At 38.4% G+C, this 16,827-nt stretch carries 12 protein-coding genes; 11 read left to right on the top strand and 1 reads right to left on the bottom strand.

Features of this window, described 5'->3' with window-relative positions:
* The first annotated feature begins 106 nt into the window (after nucleotides 1-106).
* The 9 genes from FLEMA_RS0109460 to FLEMA_RS0109415 all read left to right on the top strand — a co-directional run bounded on the left by FLEMA_RS0109460 (nucleotide 107) and on the right by FLEMA_RS0109415 (nucleotide 8,900).
* Nucleotides 107-514 (top strand): EVE domain-containing protein, encoded by a 408-nt coding sequence (locus FLEMA_RS0109460; RefSeq protein ID WP_026995263.1) that lies wholly within the window; start codon nucleotides 107-109, stop codon nucleotides 512-514.
* Nucleotides 515-562: 48 nt separating this feature from the next.
* Nucleotides 563-2,158 (top strand): sulfur globule family protein, encoded by a 1,596-nt coding sequence (locus FLEMA_RS0109455; RefSeq protein WP_052354041.1) that lies wholly within the window; start codon nucleotides 563-565, stop codon nucleotides 2,156-2,158.
* 115 nt (nucleotides 2,159-2,273) lie between these two features.
* Complete coding sequence (locus FLEMA_RS0109450; protein ID WP_044171180.1) at nucleotides 2,274-3,170, top strand: class I SAM-dependent methyltransferase; 897 nt, start codon at nucleotides 2,274-2,276, stop codon at nucleotides 3,168-3,170.
* A 314-nt stretch (nucleotides 3,171-3,484) separates the two neighbouring features.
* Nucleotides 3,485-4,681: a tetratricopeptide repeat protein gene (locus FLEMA_RS0109445; RefSeq protein WP_026995260.1), complete on the top strand. Its 1,197-nt coding sequence runs from the start codon at nucleotides 3,485-3,487 to the stop codon at nucleotides 4,679-4,681.
* 122 nt (nucleotides 4,682-4,803) lie between these two features.
* Entirely contained in the window at nucleotides 4,804-6,747 is a 1,944-nt protein-coding gene (gene thrS, locus FLEMA_RS0109440; protein WP_026995259.1) for a threonine--tRNA ligase, read from the top strand.
* A 266-nt stretch (nucleotides 6,748-7,013) separates the two neighbouring features.
* Complete coding sequence (gene infC, locus FLEMA_RS0109435; protein WP_026995258.1) at nucleotides 7,014-7,571, top strand: translation initiation factor IF-3; 558 nt, start codon at nucleotides 7,014-7,016, stop codon at nucleotides 7,569-7,571.
* 284 nt (nucleotides 7,572-7,855) lie between these two features.
* Nucleotides 7,856-8,050 (top strand): 50S ribosomal protein L35, encoded by a 195-nt coding sequence (gene rpmI, locus FLEMA_RS0109425; RefSeq protein WP_026995257.1) that lies wholly within the window; start codon nucleotides 7,856-7,858, stop codon nucleotides 8,048-8,050.
* 119 nt (nucleotides 8,051-8,169) lie between these two features.
* Nucleotides 8,170-8,514 (top strand): 50S ribosomal protein L20, encoded by a 345-nt coding sequence (gene rplT, locus FLEMA_RS0109420; RefSeq protein WP_026995256.1) that lies wholly within the window; start codon nucleotides 8,170-8,172, stop codon nucleotides 8,512-8,514.
* A gap of 47 nt (nucleotides 8,515-8,561) precedes the next feature.
* Complete coding sequence (locus tag FLEMA_RS0109415; RefSeq protein WP_026995255.1) at nucleotides 8,562-8,900, top strand: DUF952 domain-containing protein; 339 nt, start codon at nucleotides 8,562-8,564, stop codon at nucleotides 8,898-8,900.
* Here the strand turns inward: FLEMA_RS0109415 and FLEMA_RS0109410 are convergent.
* Entirely contained in the window at nucleotides 8,884-11,757 is a 2,874-nt protein-coding gene (locus tag FLEMA_RS0109410; RefSeq protein WP_026995254.1) for a two-component regulator propeller domain-containing protein, read from the bottom strand. The two genes, FLEMA_RS0109415 and FLEMA_RS0109410, sit on opposite strands and share 17 nt — an antisense overlap.
* Before the next feature lie 236 nt (nucleotides 11,758-11,993).
* Here FLEMA_RS0109410 and FLEMA_RS68065 point away from each other — a divergent pair, with 236 nt between their 5' ends.
* Both FLEMA_RS68065 and FLEMA_RS0109400 read left to right on the top strand, forming a co-directional pair.
* Complete coding sequence (locus tag FLEMA_RS68065) at nucleotides 11,994-13,586, top strand: glucoamylase family protein (protein ID WP_081681292.1); 1,593 nt, start codon at nucleotides 11,994-11,996, stop codon at nucleotides 13,584-13,586.
* A 32-nt stretch (nucleotides 13,587-13,618) separates the two neighbouring features.
* Nucleotides 13,619-16,756, top strand: coding sequence for a SusC/RagA family TonB-linked outer membrane protein (locus FLEMA_RS0109400; RefSeq protein ID WP_229359399.1), 3,138 nt, complete (start codon nucleotides 13,619-13,621; stop codon nucleotides 16,754-16,756).
* The last annotated feature ends 71 nt before the right edge of the window (nucleotides 16,757-16,827 follow it).

Raw genomic sequence — 16,827 nt, 5'->3', positions numbered from 1 at the left:
GATATTTCTTTTAGTTTTTAGGAATAAATCCATAATTTTCAGCCGTCAAAAAACATTTATCGCCAGAAGCACTATGCTAAAGGCTTATTTCAACCTTACACAACAAATGAACTATTGGTTAGTAAAATCTGAGCCTTTCAAATATTCTTGGGATAATTTTGTAGAACAAAAAGTAGGAATGTGGGACGGTGTCCGTAATTATCAAGCTCGCAACAATCTAAAGGCTATGCAATTACACGATTTGGTATTGTTTTACCATTCCAACGAAGGCGTAGAAGTAGTTGGTATAGCCAAGGTGGTTCGTGAGCATTACCCCGACCCTACCGCCGATGACGACAAGTGGGTGGTGGTTGACCTTGCTCCTGTTGAAAAACTCCCTAAATCCGTTACCCTAAAACAAATCAAGAATGACGAACGTTTACAAAACATGGCTCTCATCAAACAATCTCGTTTATCTGTTACGCCCGTGCGACCAGAAGAGTTTGACATTATTATAGGATTGGCTCATGAGTAATCCATGTTTGTGTTATGTCTCATCACTAATCAATCCATAAGAAATCTTATGAAAAACATATTAGTAATTTGTTTATTATTTTGCTCGACGCTCATTTCAGCCCAAAGCATCAAAAGGATCGAAATCCCTTTGCCAACCAACTCTACCGAATACTTTACCATTCCTTTGCAAAAACAAGGCCTTTTGGTTTTATCACAAATCACCAAAACGCAGTTTAGTTTGATTCGCTTTGATACCAACCTCGAAAAAGTATGGTCAATTAATGGTACTATCGACGGCAATCTGGACTATGTAAAGCACTCATTCGATGGCAAGAATATTTACTTACTTTTTAGCCGTTACAGAAGTAATGTATATGAAGTAATTAAGGTAAACTTGGGGCCTGGCTTTATCGAAAAATTTCAGATAGTTTCGGTAGACCGAATGGAAGTGTCTGATTTTCAGGCTGTAAATGCGTCTATTTTTATTGCAGGAGTAGTTAATTCCCAGCCTGTTATTTTATTTACCGACCTCAATGCCCGCAAAACCAAGGTGTTGCCTTCTGCTTTGAAAAACCAAGCCGAAATCCAATCGATGGAGCTTGATACAACTACCAATATTGTGAATGTAACTTATGCGGTGGGTACTCGTGGCAAAAACTTTCAATTGGTTGTAAAATCTTTTGATGAAGAAGGCAAATCTATCAATCAAATTGTGATGGATACCCAAGACGATTTTGCCATGATGAACGGCCGTCTTAATCTCTTGACCGACAGCACACAAGTGATGTTTGGTACGTATGGTCATAAAAATACCATTGGAACATCGCGTGGGCCAACCTCACAAGGAATTTATTTTAGTAAGCTCCTGGACAACGAAGTTACCGACCTGAAGTTTCATAGCTTTACCGATTTTAAAAATTTCTTCAATTACCTAAGCGATAAACAACGGCTGAAACAAGAGAAGAAAATCCAAGACAAAAAAGATAAAGGCGAAGATTTACGCTTGGATTACCGTTTGCTGGTGCATGATATTATCAAAAAAGATGATAAGTATATCTTGGTGGCCGAGGCGTTTTATGCTGATTATAAATACAATAATTACAACGGCTTTGGTAGTCCTTATGGATACAACAGCTTCTTTGGTAGCCCCTGGAACACCTTCTATAATCCTTATCGCTGGGGTTGGGGCTATTATGGGCTTTATTCGCCATTTAGTAGTTATTATAGCCCGTGGGGATATGGCAACCGCTATTATGGCAACCAGCAAGTGTTTGATGGCTGGATTTATACCCATGCTATTGTAGCAGCATTTGACGAGAAAGGAAATTTGCTTTGGGACAATAGTATTCCGTTGAAAGATGTAAAAGAGCCAAAACTTATTGAAAAGGTTCAGGCTTCTATTGATGGCGACAATATCACCCTGACTTACAGCAACAAAGGGCAAATTTATACCAAAACCATTATGCGTGACAAAACCATAGGTGAGCTAAGCCAGAAATCTATAGATACCCAAAACGATGGCGATGTAGTAAAAAGAACTACCTCCGACCAAATTGATTTTTGGTACGACAAATACTTTATTGCCTCTGGTTATCAACGTATTAACAACGATTCTGAAAATGCCAAACGTAATGTATTTTATATAAATAAAGTGTCATTTTAGTTTTGAGCGTTAGTCACAAGTCTTTTTTGTAACTTTGTAGCGATACTCATCTGAGTATCGCTTTTTTATTCATCAAAATCCCTATACAGGGACACATTTCAAACAATAGATTACTTTGAAGTCGGAAATAATCAAACTTGAAACGCCACAAAATTGGCAAGCCTACCAACTTATAGATTCGGGTGGTTTTGAAAAGCTAGAAAAATTTGGTAATTATATTCTTCGTCGCCCCGAGCCACAGGCTGCCTGGGACAAGTCACTTTCTGACTTAGAATGGCAAAATCAAGCCCATGCTTATTTCAAAAAAGACAAAGGTTCGCAAGAAAAGGGAGAATGGATTTTGAAAAAAGGGATGGTCGAACGTTGGTATATGCCTTACAAGACCCAATCGTTGGATTTAAGTTTTAAGCTAGCTCTTTCTTCCTTCAAGCACGTCGGGGTTTTTCCAGAACAAGCTACTAACTGGGACTTTATTGCTCAAAAAGTGAAACAATTACCCGTCAAAAACCCCAAAGTACTCAATCTATTTGCTTATACGGGAGGGGCATCTATTGCTGCCAAGCAAGCTGGGGCAGATGTCACACACGTCGATTCTATCAAGCAAGTAATTAGCTGGTCACGCGAGAATATGGAAGCCAGTAGCCTCGAAAATATCCGTTGGGTAGTAGAAGATGCTATGAAATTTGTAAAAAGAGAAGCCAAAAGAGGAAATATCTATCAAGGAATAATCCTAGACCCTCCTGCTTACGGAAGAGGGCCTGACGGAGAAAAGTGGGTTTTGGAAGAGCAAATCAACGAAATGCTCAAAACTGTAGCCCAGATACTCGACAAGGAAAACTATTTCCTTATTTTGAATATGTACTCTATGGGTTTTTCGTCTTTAATTGTTGAAAATTTAGTGAAGTGCAGCTTCAGCCAAACCCAAAATCACGAGTTTGGAGAATTGTACTTAAATGATATTACCAACAAAAAACTTCCCCTTGGAGTATTCTATCGTTTTGCGAGTATTTAGCTTAAGAAAAAGACTCTAAAGCTTTGAGTAACAATAAGAAAAGAGCAAACAAGTAAATCTTTTTCATAACAATATTTTAAGTGATTAGTTGAGCAACAAATATATAATTTTGTGGTGCAATGCACAAACGTTTTAGGTATTTTAATCAAAAGATAAAAGTCAATTATTTTACAAAATAACGTGTACTAAACCCAAGCACAAGTAACTGTTGTTCAGCATTTTATTCATTATACAGCTATATTGCCTTATTTTACAACGCTTATATTTGTATTTTGTCACTTAATCTGTAATAGGAAAGTTGTAATTTTGAGGAAATGAAGAAAAATTTCAGCATCAATATTCTTATAGGGTTCATAGGCATATTTTTGGCTAGTTGTGGTAGCGAATCAAAAAAAGGTTTGTCAATTCCAGCTGTTCCCGAAGTTACAGAAAAGGCTCGACGTACAGCGGCCATAGAGTTTTTGAGCGATTTGCTAAACTCATCATCCAATTCGGCCGATATTTATTATAAAAGAGCCAAGCTGTATTTGGAAGACGAAAGACCCAAAGAAGCCCTCGATGACATCAACGATGCCATCAATATCAAAGCTAACAATGGGCATTATTACCAAGTAAAAGCCCTGATTCTGCGAGAACTCAAAGAGCCTCAACAAGCCCTTGAAGCAGCCTCAAAAGCTGAAGTACTCAATGTGGAATCACCTGAGCTATTTACCCTTTTAGGCGATTTGTACCAGCAGATTGGGCAATACGGAAAAGCTAAATTATACCTCAATAAATCGTTGCAGATTTCGCCCAACAATGGCGAAACCTATTTTTTTAGAGGTGAAATTGCAGCCAAACAAGCCGACACAGCTACTGCCTTACAATTGTACCATCAAACGCTTAATTTAAAACCTACGTTTTTGCCTTTGTACATCAAGTTTGCAGAAGTATATACAGCATTGAGACAATACGATTTGGCCTTGTTTTATACCGATGAGGGTATCAAGCACCACCCTAAAAATGCTGATTTATATTTCAAAAAAGGTATTACATACCAAAGGGCATTCCAAACAGATAGTGCTTTGGCAAGCTATTCAAAAGCCGTAAAACTCGATTCGTCGTTGATACAGGCCAGCTTTAGTGCAGGGTATCTGTATTTCAAGATTAGGGCTTTTAGGCAAGCCTTACCGCAATTTGCCCATACCCTAAAAATAAACCCCCAATACCCCGATGCCAAGCTATATTTGGCATTGTGTTTGGAATATACAGGCGATTTTGCCAAAGCAGAACAATATTATTCTGAAATTGTGGCCGAAACTCCACAAGACTATCGGGCTGTTAATGGCATGTGGCGAGCCAAAAGAAAGCAACAGTTTGACAATTATTTACCTGAAGATTTTGAAATGAAATACGATACGTCGTCTCGTAATAAGTACGAAACCCCACATCGCAATATTGATACAACCTTTAGGCAGTTACAACCCAAAACAAGATTAAATCTAAAACCTGATTCTTCTCGAAAGAATTAAGTAAATTTGAATATTCAATACAAAAACAATAACCTTGCTGAGGATGGAAATTACTGAATCGTATTGTTTGTATAATATGCTATTCAGAAATGATAACCCCCCAACATCAACTTAACAATTCAATGATTAAAATTACTTTACCAGATGGTAGTGTTAGAGAGTATGCCCAGGGAGTCACTGGGATGGACATTGCCCTCAGTATCTCGGAAGGTCTTGCCAGAAATGTTTTGGCAGCAAAAGTCAATGGAAAAGTAGTAGATGCGTCTTTGCCTATCAACGAAGACTCGGCTTTTCAGTTGCTCACATGGAATGACACAGACGGAAAACAAACCTTCTGGCACTCATCAGCCCACTTAATGGCCGAAGCAATTGAAGCCCTGTATCCTGGCACTAAGTTTGGGATTGGGCCTGCTATTGACACAGGTTTTTATTACGATATCGACATGGGCGACAAAACATTAAGTTCGGAAGATTTCAAGAAAATCGAAGACAAGATGTTGGAGTTGGCTCGCCAAAAAAATACGTATGAAAGAACGCCTATTTCAAAAGAAGAAGCTATCCAATACTTCACAGAAAAAGGAGATGAATATAAATTAGAATTGCTAGAAGGGCTTGAAGATGGCTCTATTACGTTCTATTCTCAAGGAAACTTCACCGACCTTTGCCGTGGCCCACATATTCCTAATACTGGCTTTGTAAAAGCTGTAAAATTAATGAACGTGGCGGGTGCATATTGGCGTGGCGATATTTCTCGCAAACAAATGACTCGTGTATATGCCGTTACATTCCCAAAACAAAAGGAACTAGACGAATACTTACACTTGTTGGAAGAGGCCAAAAGAAGAGACCACCGCAAGCTAGGTAAAGAACTAGAACTTTTTGCATTCTCTGAAAAAGTAGGTATGGGCTTACCATTGTGGTTGCCAAAAGGAACTATGCTTCGTGAACGCCTAGAAAGTTTCTTGAGAAAGGCACAGGTAAGAGCTGGTTACTCTCCAGTAGTAACACCTCATATTGCATCAAAAGAATTATACGTTACTTCGGGCCATTATGCCAAATATGGCAAAGATTCGTTTCAGCCAATTCACACACCCGACGAAGGTGAAGAGTTTTTCTTGAAACCGATGAACTGCCCTCACCACTGCGAAATTTACAAAGTAAAACCTCGTAGTTACCGTGATTTACCATTGCGTTTGGCCGAATTTGGAACAGTGTATCGCTATGAACAGTCGGGCGAATTGCATGGCCTTACTCGTGTACGTGGCTTTACTCAGGACGATGCCCACATTTTCTGCCGCCCCGACCAAGTAGAAGATGAGTTTATGAAAGTTATCGACCTTGTGATGTACGTGTTCAAAGCATTAGGTTTTGATAACTATTCGGCTCAAATTTCACTTCGTGACCCAGAAAATAAGGAAAAATACATTGGTAAAGACGAAGATTGGGACAAAGCTGAAGCGGCTATTATTCGTTCGGCCGAAGCCAAAGGCTTACCAACAGTAGTAGAGCTAGGCGAAGCTGCCTTCTATGGCCCTAAGCTCGACTTTATGGTAAAAGATGCCTTGGGCAGAAAATGGCAGTTAGGAACAATTCAGGTAGATTACCAATTACCTCAGCGTTTTGAGCTAGAATATACAGGTTCTGACAACCAAAAACATCGTCCAGTGATGATTCACCGTGCTCCATTTGGTTCATTAGAACGCTTTGTTGCAATTTTGATTGAAAATACTGCTGGTAATTTCCCATTATGGCTTTCGCCCGACCAACTGGCGGTATTGCCTATTTCAGAGAAATACGAAGCCTATGCCAACGAAATGTTCTTGCGTTTACAAGAAAATGACTTGCGTGGCTATATCGACCACCGAGACGAAAAAATTGGTCGTAAAATCCGCGATGCAGAAGTTGCCAAGATTCCATTTATGTTGATTGTCGGAGAAAAAGAATCGGCCGAAGGAAAAGTATCTGTCCGTAAAAAAGGAGAAGGCGACTTGGGTATGATGACTATCGAAGAGTTCAGCCAATTAGCACAGGAAGAAATCAATAAAAATCTTGTAAAAATAGGTTAAACCTCAGCAAACCCTTGAAGAGGGAGACATATTAACGTTTTTTTTAAATTTAATCATCTCCTTCTTCTCTGAAATTTGCATTTCATCTATTTTTAATATAGATTTCGGATGTTTTAGGGCAACTATTTTGACTTATAATGAGTTATAATATTAGAAACCCCGACAAATAGGAAAAAGTACAGTATCATTTCAATACAGCTATTGTACAGAGTTGTACAAACTCAAACCTAAATTTCAAACTTTTTAAAACCAATAAATTTTACAATATGGCGTTACGCCCGAATCAATTCAAAGGACCAAAAAGAGAAGAAGAACCTTACAGAATCAACAATCTTATTCGTGGAGTCCAACAAGTTCGTTTAGTTGGTGAAAATGTTGAGCAAGGTATTGTTGACTTCAAGCAAGCACTAGAAACTGCACAACAACAAGGATTAGATTTAGTGGAAATTTCACCCAAAGCTGTTCCACCAGTATGTCGTGTTATTGACTATGCTAAGTTTAAATACGAGCAAAAAAAGAAACAAAAGGAAATTAAAGCCAACGCTGCTAAAACAGTCGTAAAGGAAATCCGTTTCGGCCCTAACACCGATGAGCATGATTTTAATTTTAAATTAAAACACGCTATCAACTTCTTGAAAGAAGGTGCAAAAGTAAAAGCGTATGTTCACTTTGTGGGTCGTGCTATCGTATTTAAAGAAAGAGGTGAAATTCTATTATTGAACTTTGCCAAAGGACTTGAAGAAGTTGGTAAGCCTGATGAAATGCCAAGACTTGAAGGCAAGAGAATGTCGATTATTTTCTCGCCAAAAGCTCCTAAAAAATAAAACTTATAGCCGATTTTATTTCGGATAAATACAAAAAGCTCGTTTGTACCTCAGTGGTAACAAATGAGCTTTTTTACTATAAACCTCAACGAAGCCTCACAAAAGAGACCCAATAAGCCCTCTCTATAAGGTTTATTGGCCTTTTTGCTAAAATTCTTTTTGTCTTCAATACGGTTTGTCATATTTTTTTTGTATTTTTGCGGTCTATTTTACAAAAGCCTGTTCATTCAGCACAAGCCAAATTAAACAGGTTAATACTTTTACATTTTAAACGTTTAACAGCAATGCCAAAAATTAAAACTAAGTCAGGAGCGAAAAAACGCTTCAAAGTGACTGGAACAGGCAAAATTAAGCGTAAGCACGCTTTCCACAGCCACATTCTTACCAAAAAATCAACTAAACGTAAACGTAACTTAGTTCACGATACTTTAGTTAGTCCTGGTGATATGGACAGAGTTACATTGATGTTAGTAATGTAATTCCCCTTTGTTTGAAAAAGGATTTCCTTTTCAAATACTTTTAGTTATTGTTCAACCAGAAACTTGGCATTTGAAGATTTCACTATTGAAACGCCAAATTTCAAAAAACAAACAAGATTATGCCACGTAGCGTCAATCACGTAGCGTCGAGAGCAAGACGTAAAAAAGTGCTTAAATTAGCCAAAGGTTTTTACGGAAGAGGTAAAAACGTTTGGACAGTAGCAAAAAATAAGATCGAGAAAGGTCTTCAATACGCTTACCGTGACCGTAAGGTTAAGAAAAGAGATTTCCGTGCATTGTGGATTCAACGTATCAACGCAGCAGCACGTCAAGAAGGTTTATCTTACTCAGCTTTCATGGGTAAATTGAATAAATCAGGTATTGAATTAAACAGAAAAGTATTGGCTGACTTAGCAATGAACCACCCAGAGGCGTTCAAGGCTGTTTTAGCAAAAGTAAAATAGAACTTAAAAAGACCGAGCTAATCTTAGCTCGGTCTTTTCTTTGATAGATGAAACTTGTACATCACCTTGTATTGCCCGATTGGTGGGCTACCTTTGATAGCAAAGACTACTACGAATCCGAAACATTATCTGTCGAGCAGTTTATTCATTTTTCGATGCCCGAACAAGTAGAAGGTACACTCAACCGCTATTTTGTGGGTACGCCGTCTATTCTGCTATTGCATATTGATGCCGATTTATTAACGGCTCCGCTAGTATTTGAATCAGCTGGAAACCATGGTGTGTTTCCACACCTTTATGGCCGTCTCAACAAGAGTGCTATTATTGGGATTGATGAGCTAAAACCCAATGTTCAGGGATACTTTACCTTTAATACTTCATCATAAATTCACCTAGGTTTACTTCTGTGTCTAAATCCATTTTTTTTCTAAGTCTATACCTTTTCAACTCAACACTACGGTTGGTAATATTGAATAGCTGGGCTATTTCTTTCGTAGAAAGGTTCATTCGCAGATAGGCCGCAAGTTTTAAATCACTAGGCGTTAAGTTGGGATAATGGTCGATAAGTTTTTTGAGGAACTCTTCGTGAACCATATTAAAATTAGATTCAAAAATTTGCCAATCTTGCTCGGTTGAAATATTGCTATCAATCAAATGTAAAATCTGTTTGTAGGCATGTGTACCTCCTCGCCCACCCAGTTCTTTTCTTAAATTATCTACTTCCTGTTTGATTTCTAGCAGTAACTCATTTTTCTTGATAACAACCATAGTCGAATTGGCCAACTCTTCCGATTTTCGGATAATATCTTTTTCTAGTTGCTCATTACGCAGTTGCATGATTTCGTTCTGGCTCAATTCTTCTTGTCGTCGCAAGCGTTTTTCAAGTTTTCGTCTTTCTTTTAATTGCTTCAGCTTGAATCGCTTATCTTGCCAACGATAAAACAGGACATTTAACCCTATAAAAATCAATACATAAACAGCCTTACTCCAATTATTCCAATACCAAGGTGGCAGAATCGTAATTGTTACTGTATTTTCTTGATCATTTTGGTTAGATTTTAGGTGAAAAATATACCTTCCAGGCAATAAATTACTAAATTCTTTTTGTGTGATATACTGAAAAGGTGACCAAATTTTCATGGCATTTTCTAGCCAATAGCTATACTTAACTTTCGTAGTAAAATTAGTTGTACTAAAAACCACATTGATATTATTCTGGTCATAATCCAGTTCTATTTGCTCATTTTGGGGAGGTTTACGGAAAATATGGGCAATAGGGGCATCTAACGACGTTACACTTCGTACAAAGGGCTTAATAGCGTTGGTTGAATATTGGCTCAATTGCCGAATATTGGGCAAATTGGCAAAGCCATCTTCGGTACATACTATTAGCTCGCCAGTAGGTAAAGCCACCACATTTTCATAGCTATCTACCCAGCGATTGTTATTAATAGGAATATCTATGGGTTTGTGACCTATTTTGCCATACTGTAAAGTACCGTCTTTCCGTAAAATATATGCCTCAGAAGCCGAAACAGGAAAGAATTTATGTATTATATCGCCAAAAAGCCATTTCTGTAATGTGTCACTTAGGTTAAAGCGTTGTTTTGCTATATCATAGCTTTGTAATCCTTGGGGTGTTGACACAAGAATCTGGTTTTGGAAAAAAGTTAAATTATTGCCTGCATCCTTAAACTCTGCCTGCTCAAAAACCACCAAAGAAGCCACTTTTTTTAGTGATTTATCCAGCGTTATTTTAGCCAAGCCTATCGATGGTCGATTTACCCAAATATTGCCTTCAGAATCCTCTTCTAACTGTTTAGCCGAACCAGTAAAGCCGTCTAGCACGTGGTCAAAACGCCATTGTCCTGAGGCTGTTTTCTTGTACATACACAATTTAGTATAAGTACCCTGAATCAGCCAGTCGGGGTGATTCCTGAGTTTTTTGATCATCCAGCCCCCTGTAATACTAGATAATTGGGTAGCACGGTCGCCTTCAAGTAAAAAAGTACCATTATTATGCCCACAAAGTAACTGATTGTCGATATAAGCCAAATCCCAAACTTGCCCTTGGGTTTTAGGAACAAGCCTAAAACGGGCATTTTTATCGCTAAGTTTTTTACAAAAAACGCCTTGGTTAGTACCTACATAAAACCAGTCATTGACTGTAGCCACATCATAAACAGTACCAAAATATCCTTCTAAATCACGATAATAGGTTAATGGAGAACTCAAGACTAATAGGTCTATTCCTTTGTCGAGACCCACCCAAACATTCTGGTTTTGGTCTTCAAGCAGACTTAATACGGTATTATTTTGTAGACCATTTTTCTGATTAATATGCCTAATGATATTGCCCTGGGCATCGGTCAAAATAACCCCATTGAGAATCGTACCGAAGAGGTATTGCCCATTTTTCAAGAGAATGCCTCTATTGAGCTGAAAGTGCTGTAAAAATGCGTTTGTTGAGGTATTGAGGCTTTTAAAATTTTGTCCATCGTAAAGGTATAATCCCTTGCTTGCACAAATAAGAAAGTCTTTAGAGCCATGAGGCAACACTACATTGACGGCCTCGTTGGCAAATATCTCACTTCCTTTTATCAGAACAAATTGCTGATGAATAATTTCAAAGATACCTTTCCCTATTACTTGAACTAGCAAACGCTGATGAGCTTCAGATACAAAGAGAATTGTACCGGGATTTTTGAGCCGAGTTACTTTTCCGTTTTCATATATATACAAAAAAGCAAACGATTGAAACATAACCCCATTTTTGTAAGGAATAATATGCCAGATTTCTTCTTTAAAAAACTCCTTTTCTTTGATAAGCTCGGCAATAGAGTGGTACTGTAACAAGCCTTGTGTGTTGGCTTGCCAGTACCCAATACTACCCAATGCCCCAGTATAAATTCTGCCTTGACCATCTACTGCCAACGAACGAACAATCTGCTTTTGGGGTAATTCATACACCTTCCAATTACTTCCATCGTATTCTAATAATCCTTTTGAATTAGCAAAATACATAAAGCCCGTTTGTTGGTCTTGAACTACATCCCAGTTTTGGTAATGAGCACCGTACTGTTGCTTAGTAAAAGAGATTATCTCAGGATTACAAATACTACTAACTGATTGCCCCGCAGCTTCTGAAAGTAAAAATAGGCTAGCCAATATCCACAAATAGAATAATCGCCCTCTCAAATATCGAAATCTCTCCCTAGATGCCAAAAATTGTCCTCGATTCATATCAAAATTGTGTATGACGTAGTTAAAATATGCCTAAACAGTGAAAAAATAAGGTTTTGATGTAGTAATGATGTAGTACAAAATTAGGAAAGCACTTTGATAACACGCTACATTTGCCCTGTAAAATTTTAAATTTTTATAGAAAAAGTAATAATTATTCTATAAAGGTGTTCATTCACAAATGATTGCACTTTTAAGATTTAGTCGAAACAAAATTCAATTACTTCATAAAAACCATGAAAAAATTAATTACCCTTCTTGGAGTTGTTACCTGTAGTTATCTACCTTCACTGGCACAATCTAACCTTGTTACTCCTGTAAAAGAATATACGCTTAATGAAAAAAATGAATACATAGGTACTGTTCAAAAAGCAACATTTGAGTATTTCTGGGACTTTGCTCATCCTGTTTCGGGCATGGCTGCCGAGCGTTCGGCAACACCCAATATTGTAACTTCGGGAGGTACAGGTTTTGGTATTATGAGTATAGTAACTGGTGTACATCGTGGATGGATTACACGCCAAGAAGGTGTTAAACATATTGCTAAAATTGCTAATTTCTTGGGAAAAGCAGAACGCTTTCATGGAGCTTGGTCGCACTGGCTTGATGGCCGAAATGGCAAAATGATACCTTTTGGCGAAAAAGATAACGGGGGCGATTTGGTAGAAACAGCCTACTTAGTCAACGGTCTGCTAATTGCCCGTACCTATTTCAATGGCAACACCGCCGAAGAAAAAGCTCTTCGCCAAAGTATTACTCAGCTCTGGGAAACCGTTGAGTGGGATTGGTACGCTTCTCGTGGCGACAATCATCTATACTGGCACTGGTCGCCCAAATACAACTGGGATATGAATATGCCTATTCGTGGCTATAATGAATGCTTGATTACTTATGTACTAGCCTTATCGTCGCCAACACATGCTATCAAGCCTGAGGTATACCAAAATACTTGGAAAAAAAGTGATTTCTATGAAAATGGTAAAAGCTATTTAGGCTACAAACTATCGGTTGGGTTTCCTTATGGTGGGCCATTGTTTTTTGCACACTATTCATATTTGAGCCTCGACCCTCGTTTGATGCAAGACGAAAAAACCAATTACTGGCAACATAATTTGGCTCAAACACTTATCAACTACAAGCATTGTGTAGAAGAAGCTCCCAAAAACTTTGGTTATTCTCCCGAAAACTGGGGTTTAACCGCTAGCGACGACTATAACTTTTACGATGCCCACTCTCCTACCAATGATAACGGTACGATAAGCCCTACGGCAGCCCTTTCGTCGTTTCCTTATACCCCATTTGAATCATACCAAGCAATGCGGTATATGTATCTTAAAAAAGGAGCGATTTTATTTGGAAAATATGGTTTTTATGACGCTTACAATGCCGAAAAAAATTGGTATTCCAATCAGTATTTGGCCATTGACCAAGGGCCAATTGTAGTTATGATTGAAAACTATCGATCTGGCTTATTGTGGAGTTTGGGCGAAAAAACCAAAGAACTACAAATAGGCTTACAAAAAATGGGAATCCATAAACCCAACTACCCAACAGGGTTCTATATGTACATTCCCGACCCCAAAACCAACGATGTAACGCTAATGACACACCCCGATTCGGGCGATTATGTCCTTGACTTTGCTGTAGCTGGTAACGAACCCATAGAACTAACACTCACCGACCATAATAATAACAAGCAAACATTAATTCCAAAAACCAATTCTTTAAAAGAAATGCAAAAAGTACACTTTAAAACTAAATCGGGAAGATATAAAGCGACAATCACCCAAGGTAATAACCAACACGAAGTATCATTGATTTTAAAGTAGTTTCTTTTTCATTTAACCAATTAGCAAAACTTATGAAACAAAAACCATTTACTATTCCTTCTACAAAACTTAATACGCTCGATGTGTTGAAGTTTTTTAGATACGCATGCTTGGCAGCAATGGTTACAGGGCCAGTTATCACCGAAGCCAAAGTGCCTGCCAATCATACCAAACAGGCTGTGGATACTAAAGTAACAGGAAAGGTTACTGATACAAACGGAGAAGAGGTTCCGGGTGTGGCTGTTCGAGTAAAAAATACCAACAAAGGAACTAATACCGATATTAATGGAGCATTTAGCCTAACTGTAGGCGACAATGCCGTTTTAGTTTTTTCATCGGTAGGATACAAAACGCAAGAAGTTGCTGTTAATGGCAAAAGCGTTATCAATGTGGTATTACAACCCTCTTCGACAGAACTAGAACAAGTAGTTTTTGTAGGTTATGGTACACAACGCAAAATGGATGTAACTGGCTCGGTGGTATCGGTAAAAGGAGAAGACATTTCAAAACAAGCTTCTGTGAATGCCGTGAGTGCTTTACAAGGAAAAGTAGCGGGTGTTCAAATTACCAACTCTGGTTCGCCAGGGGCAGCACCTCAGATTCGGATTCGTGGCTTGGGTACAGTATATGGTAACCCCAACCCTTTGTACGTAGTTGATGGTGTATGGTTTGATGATATTTCATTCTTAAACCCTGCCGATATTGAAACAATGAACGTATTGAAGGATGCTTCGGCTCAATCTATTTATGGTATTCGTGCAGCCAACGGGGTGATTTTGATCACCACTAAAAAAGGAAAAGCCGACCAGTCAAATATTACATACAATGCTTCGTATGGTGTTCAGCGAGTAACCAACCAATTAGAAATGGCCAATGCCAATGAGTTTGCTACTATGGTAAACGAGTTGTCGATTGCCAATGGAGGTAGTCAGTTGTTGACAGCCGCTAATTTTGGAAAAGGTACAGACTGGTATCGTCAGGTATTAAGAAGTGCACCTGTTACCAATCACCAAATTTCGATGTCGGGTGGGTCACAAAAATCTACTTACAACTTCTCGTTGGGGTATTTGAACCAAGCGGGTATTGTCGAGGGCAACGATTATCAGCGTTATACTGCTCGTTTACAAAATGATTACCAAATTTCAAAACACTTGAAAATTGGCTATTCTGCAACGGGTGCGGCCAATACTTCTAATGATATTCCTGAAAGTATTTTCAGACAGTTGTATGCAGCTTCTCCTGTGGTTCCTGTACGTTATGCCGACGGTACTTATGGCGACCCTAGCGACTATAACCTTGGTGATGGTGCTAACTTCAACCCTCAAGTTACTTTAGACTATTACAACAAAAAATCAAAAGGATACCGCCTAACAGGAAATGTCTTTGCTGATTTGAATTTTGCTAAACATTTTACTTTCCATACTAGCCTTGGAGGTGAATTCAGACAAAATGAAATTACAGATTATACACCCGTTTATACTGCTACCCTAAAACAAAGAAGTACAGTTAGTACACTTTCGATGTCGAGAGCAGAAACGAGAAACTGGATTTTAGAAAATACACTAAGCTATGATAATACATTCAACAATGACCATACTGTAAGAGTATTATTGGGTCAATCAGCCCAAAGCTACCGTTCTTATGGCTATACAGCTTCGGCACAAAATGTACCTAATACGTCCGATGGTGATTTATATATCAAGTTGGGAAATGTAGATGGCCGTCAGATTACAGACTACGGCGATTTGAATACGATTGCGTCTTATTTTGGTCGTGTTAACTATTCATTCAAAAACCGTTATATGTTGAATGCCTCGCTTCGTGCTGATGGTTCGTCAAAATTCTTTGGTGACAACCGTTGGGGCTATTTCCCTTCTGTGGGCTTGGGTTGGGTAGTTACAGATGAGCCTTTTATGGAAAATCAATCTACGTTCGACAACCTAAAATTTAGAGCTAGCTGGGGTAAAGTAGGTAATGCGTCTGTTCCTTCTAATATTTCGGTGTTGCGTGTTAACCAAGACCCTAATTTAACAGCCATTTTTGGCGACCAAATATACACAGGTGGTAGTATCAACTCGGTTGTACCTCCTACTACTTATTGGGAACGCAGCGTTGGTACAGACATCGGAGTAGAAATGGCTTTCTTGAAAAACAAATTAACCCTAGAAGCGGATTATTATAACAAGAAAACCGAATTGGCCATTTTTGATATTCCTATTCCTTCGTCAATCGGTACTGGTTCTAGTACTATTACTGGTAATCAAGCCGATATTCAAAATCGTGGATATGAGTTTGCTATTACTTGGAGAAATACCGTTTCAAAAGACTTCTCTTATTCAATCAGTGCCAATGCTGGTATCAATAACAACAAAGTGTTATCGGTAGTAACAGGTAGCAATCCTATTTATGCAGGTGGTAGTGCTTCTACAGGAGGTGCGTTGTCTACTCGTACTATTGTAGGACAGCCTATTGGGCAGTTCTTTGGGTATATTGTTGATGGTATTTTCCAAAATAATACCGAGATTTCATCATCGGCACAGCCAAATGCTAAACCTGGCGATTTCAAATACCGTGACATCAGTGGGCCAAACGGTGTTCCTGACGGTGTAATTACCGACCTCGACAGAGCTCCTATCGGAAATCCAAACCCAAAATATAGCTATGGTATCAATTCCAACTTTATGTACAAAGAATTCGACTTAACACTTGATTTTCAAGGAGTTGCTGGTGTAGATATTTATAATGCCAACCTAGGGTTGCGTTATGGTAACGAAAACTTCACCAAAGATTTTTATAACAACCGTTGGCATGGCGAAGGTACATCAAATACCTACCCTTCTGCTAATATTGGTGGTGGCGACAACTACAAGCCAAACTCATTCTTTGTAGAAAGTGGTGCTTATTTTAGAGTTCGTAACATTCAGTTGGGTTATACTTTGCCAAATGCTCTTACCGATAAATTGCATATCAAAAAACTTAGAGTATTTGCCAATGCTCAAAATGCCTTTAACTTCTTCAAATACAGAGGTTTCTCTCCAGAAGTTTCGGGTGCTTACAAAAACAGCGGCGAAGTGGTAACTGGCACAACTGCTACTATCAACTCGGGTATCGATACGAACGTATATCCATTGTTTGCCACTTATAACTTTGGTTTAAATGTAACTTTCTAAAAACAGAACGAATAAGTAAGTATGTAAAAAGCCTCCCTGTATCAACATAGCTATTTGATTAGCAATACCTT

Source organism: Flectobacillus major DSM 103, from assembly GCF_000427405.1.
GTDB classification, from domain to species: domain Bacteria; phylum Bacteroidota; class Bacteroidia; order Cytophagales; family Spirosomataceae; genus Flectobacillus; species Flectobacillus major.
The sequence above is the reverse complement of the archived record's forward strand: the minus strand, read 5'-3'. Positions and strand labels throughout refer to the sequence as shown.

Coding starts and splice junctions, on each gene's coding strand:
- FLEMA_RS0109455 (WP_052354041.1), top strand. CDS start 563: ATGAAAAACATATTAGTAATTTGTTTATTATTTTGCTCGACGCTCATT.
- FLEMA_RS0109445 (WP_026995260.1), top strand. CDS start 3,485: ATGAAGAAAAATTTCAGCATCAATATTCTTATAGGGTTCATAGGCATA.
- FLEMA_RS0109410 (WP_026995254.1), bottom strand. CDS start 11,757: ATGAATCGAGGACAATTTTTGGCATCTAGGGAGAGATTTCGATATTTG.
- thrS (WP_026995259.1), top strand. CDS start 4,804: ATGATTAAAATTACTTTACCAGATGGTAGTGTTAGAGAGTATGCCCAG.
- FLEMA_RS68065 (WP_081681292.1), top strand. CDS start 11,994: ATGAAAAAATTAATTACCCTTCTTGGAGTTGTTACCTGTAGTTATCTA.
- FLEMA_RS0109400 (WP_229359399.1), top strand. CDS start 13,619: ATGAAACAAAAACCATTTACTATTCCTTCTACAAAACTTAATACGCTC.
- rpmI (WP_026995257.1), top strand. CDS start 7,856: ATGCCAAAAATTAAAACTAAGTCAGGAGCGAAAAAACGCTTCAAAGTG.
- FLEMA_RS0109415 (WP_026995255.1), top strand. CDS start 8,562: ATGAAACTTGTACATCACCTTGTATTGCCCGATTGGTGGGCTACCTTT.
- infC (WP_026995258.1), top strand. CDS start 7,014: ATGGCGTTACGCCCGAATCAATTCAAAGGACCAAAAAGAGAAGAAGAA.
- rplT (WP_026995256.1), top strand. CDS start 8,170: ATGCCACGTAGCGTCAATCACGTAGCGTCGAGAGCAAGACGTAAAAAA.
- FLEMA_RS0109460 (WP_026995263.1), top strand. CDS start 107: ATGAACTATTGGTTAGTAAAATCTGAGCCTTTCAAATATTCTTGGGAT.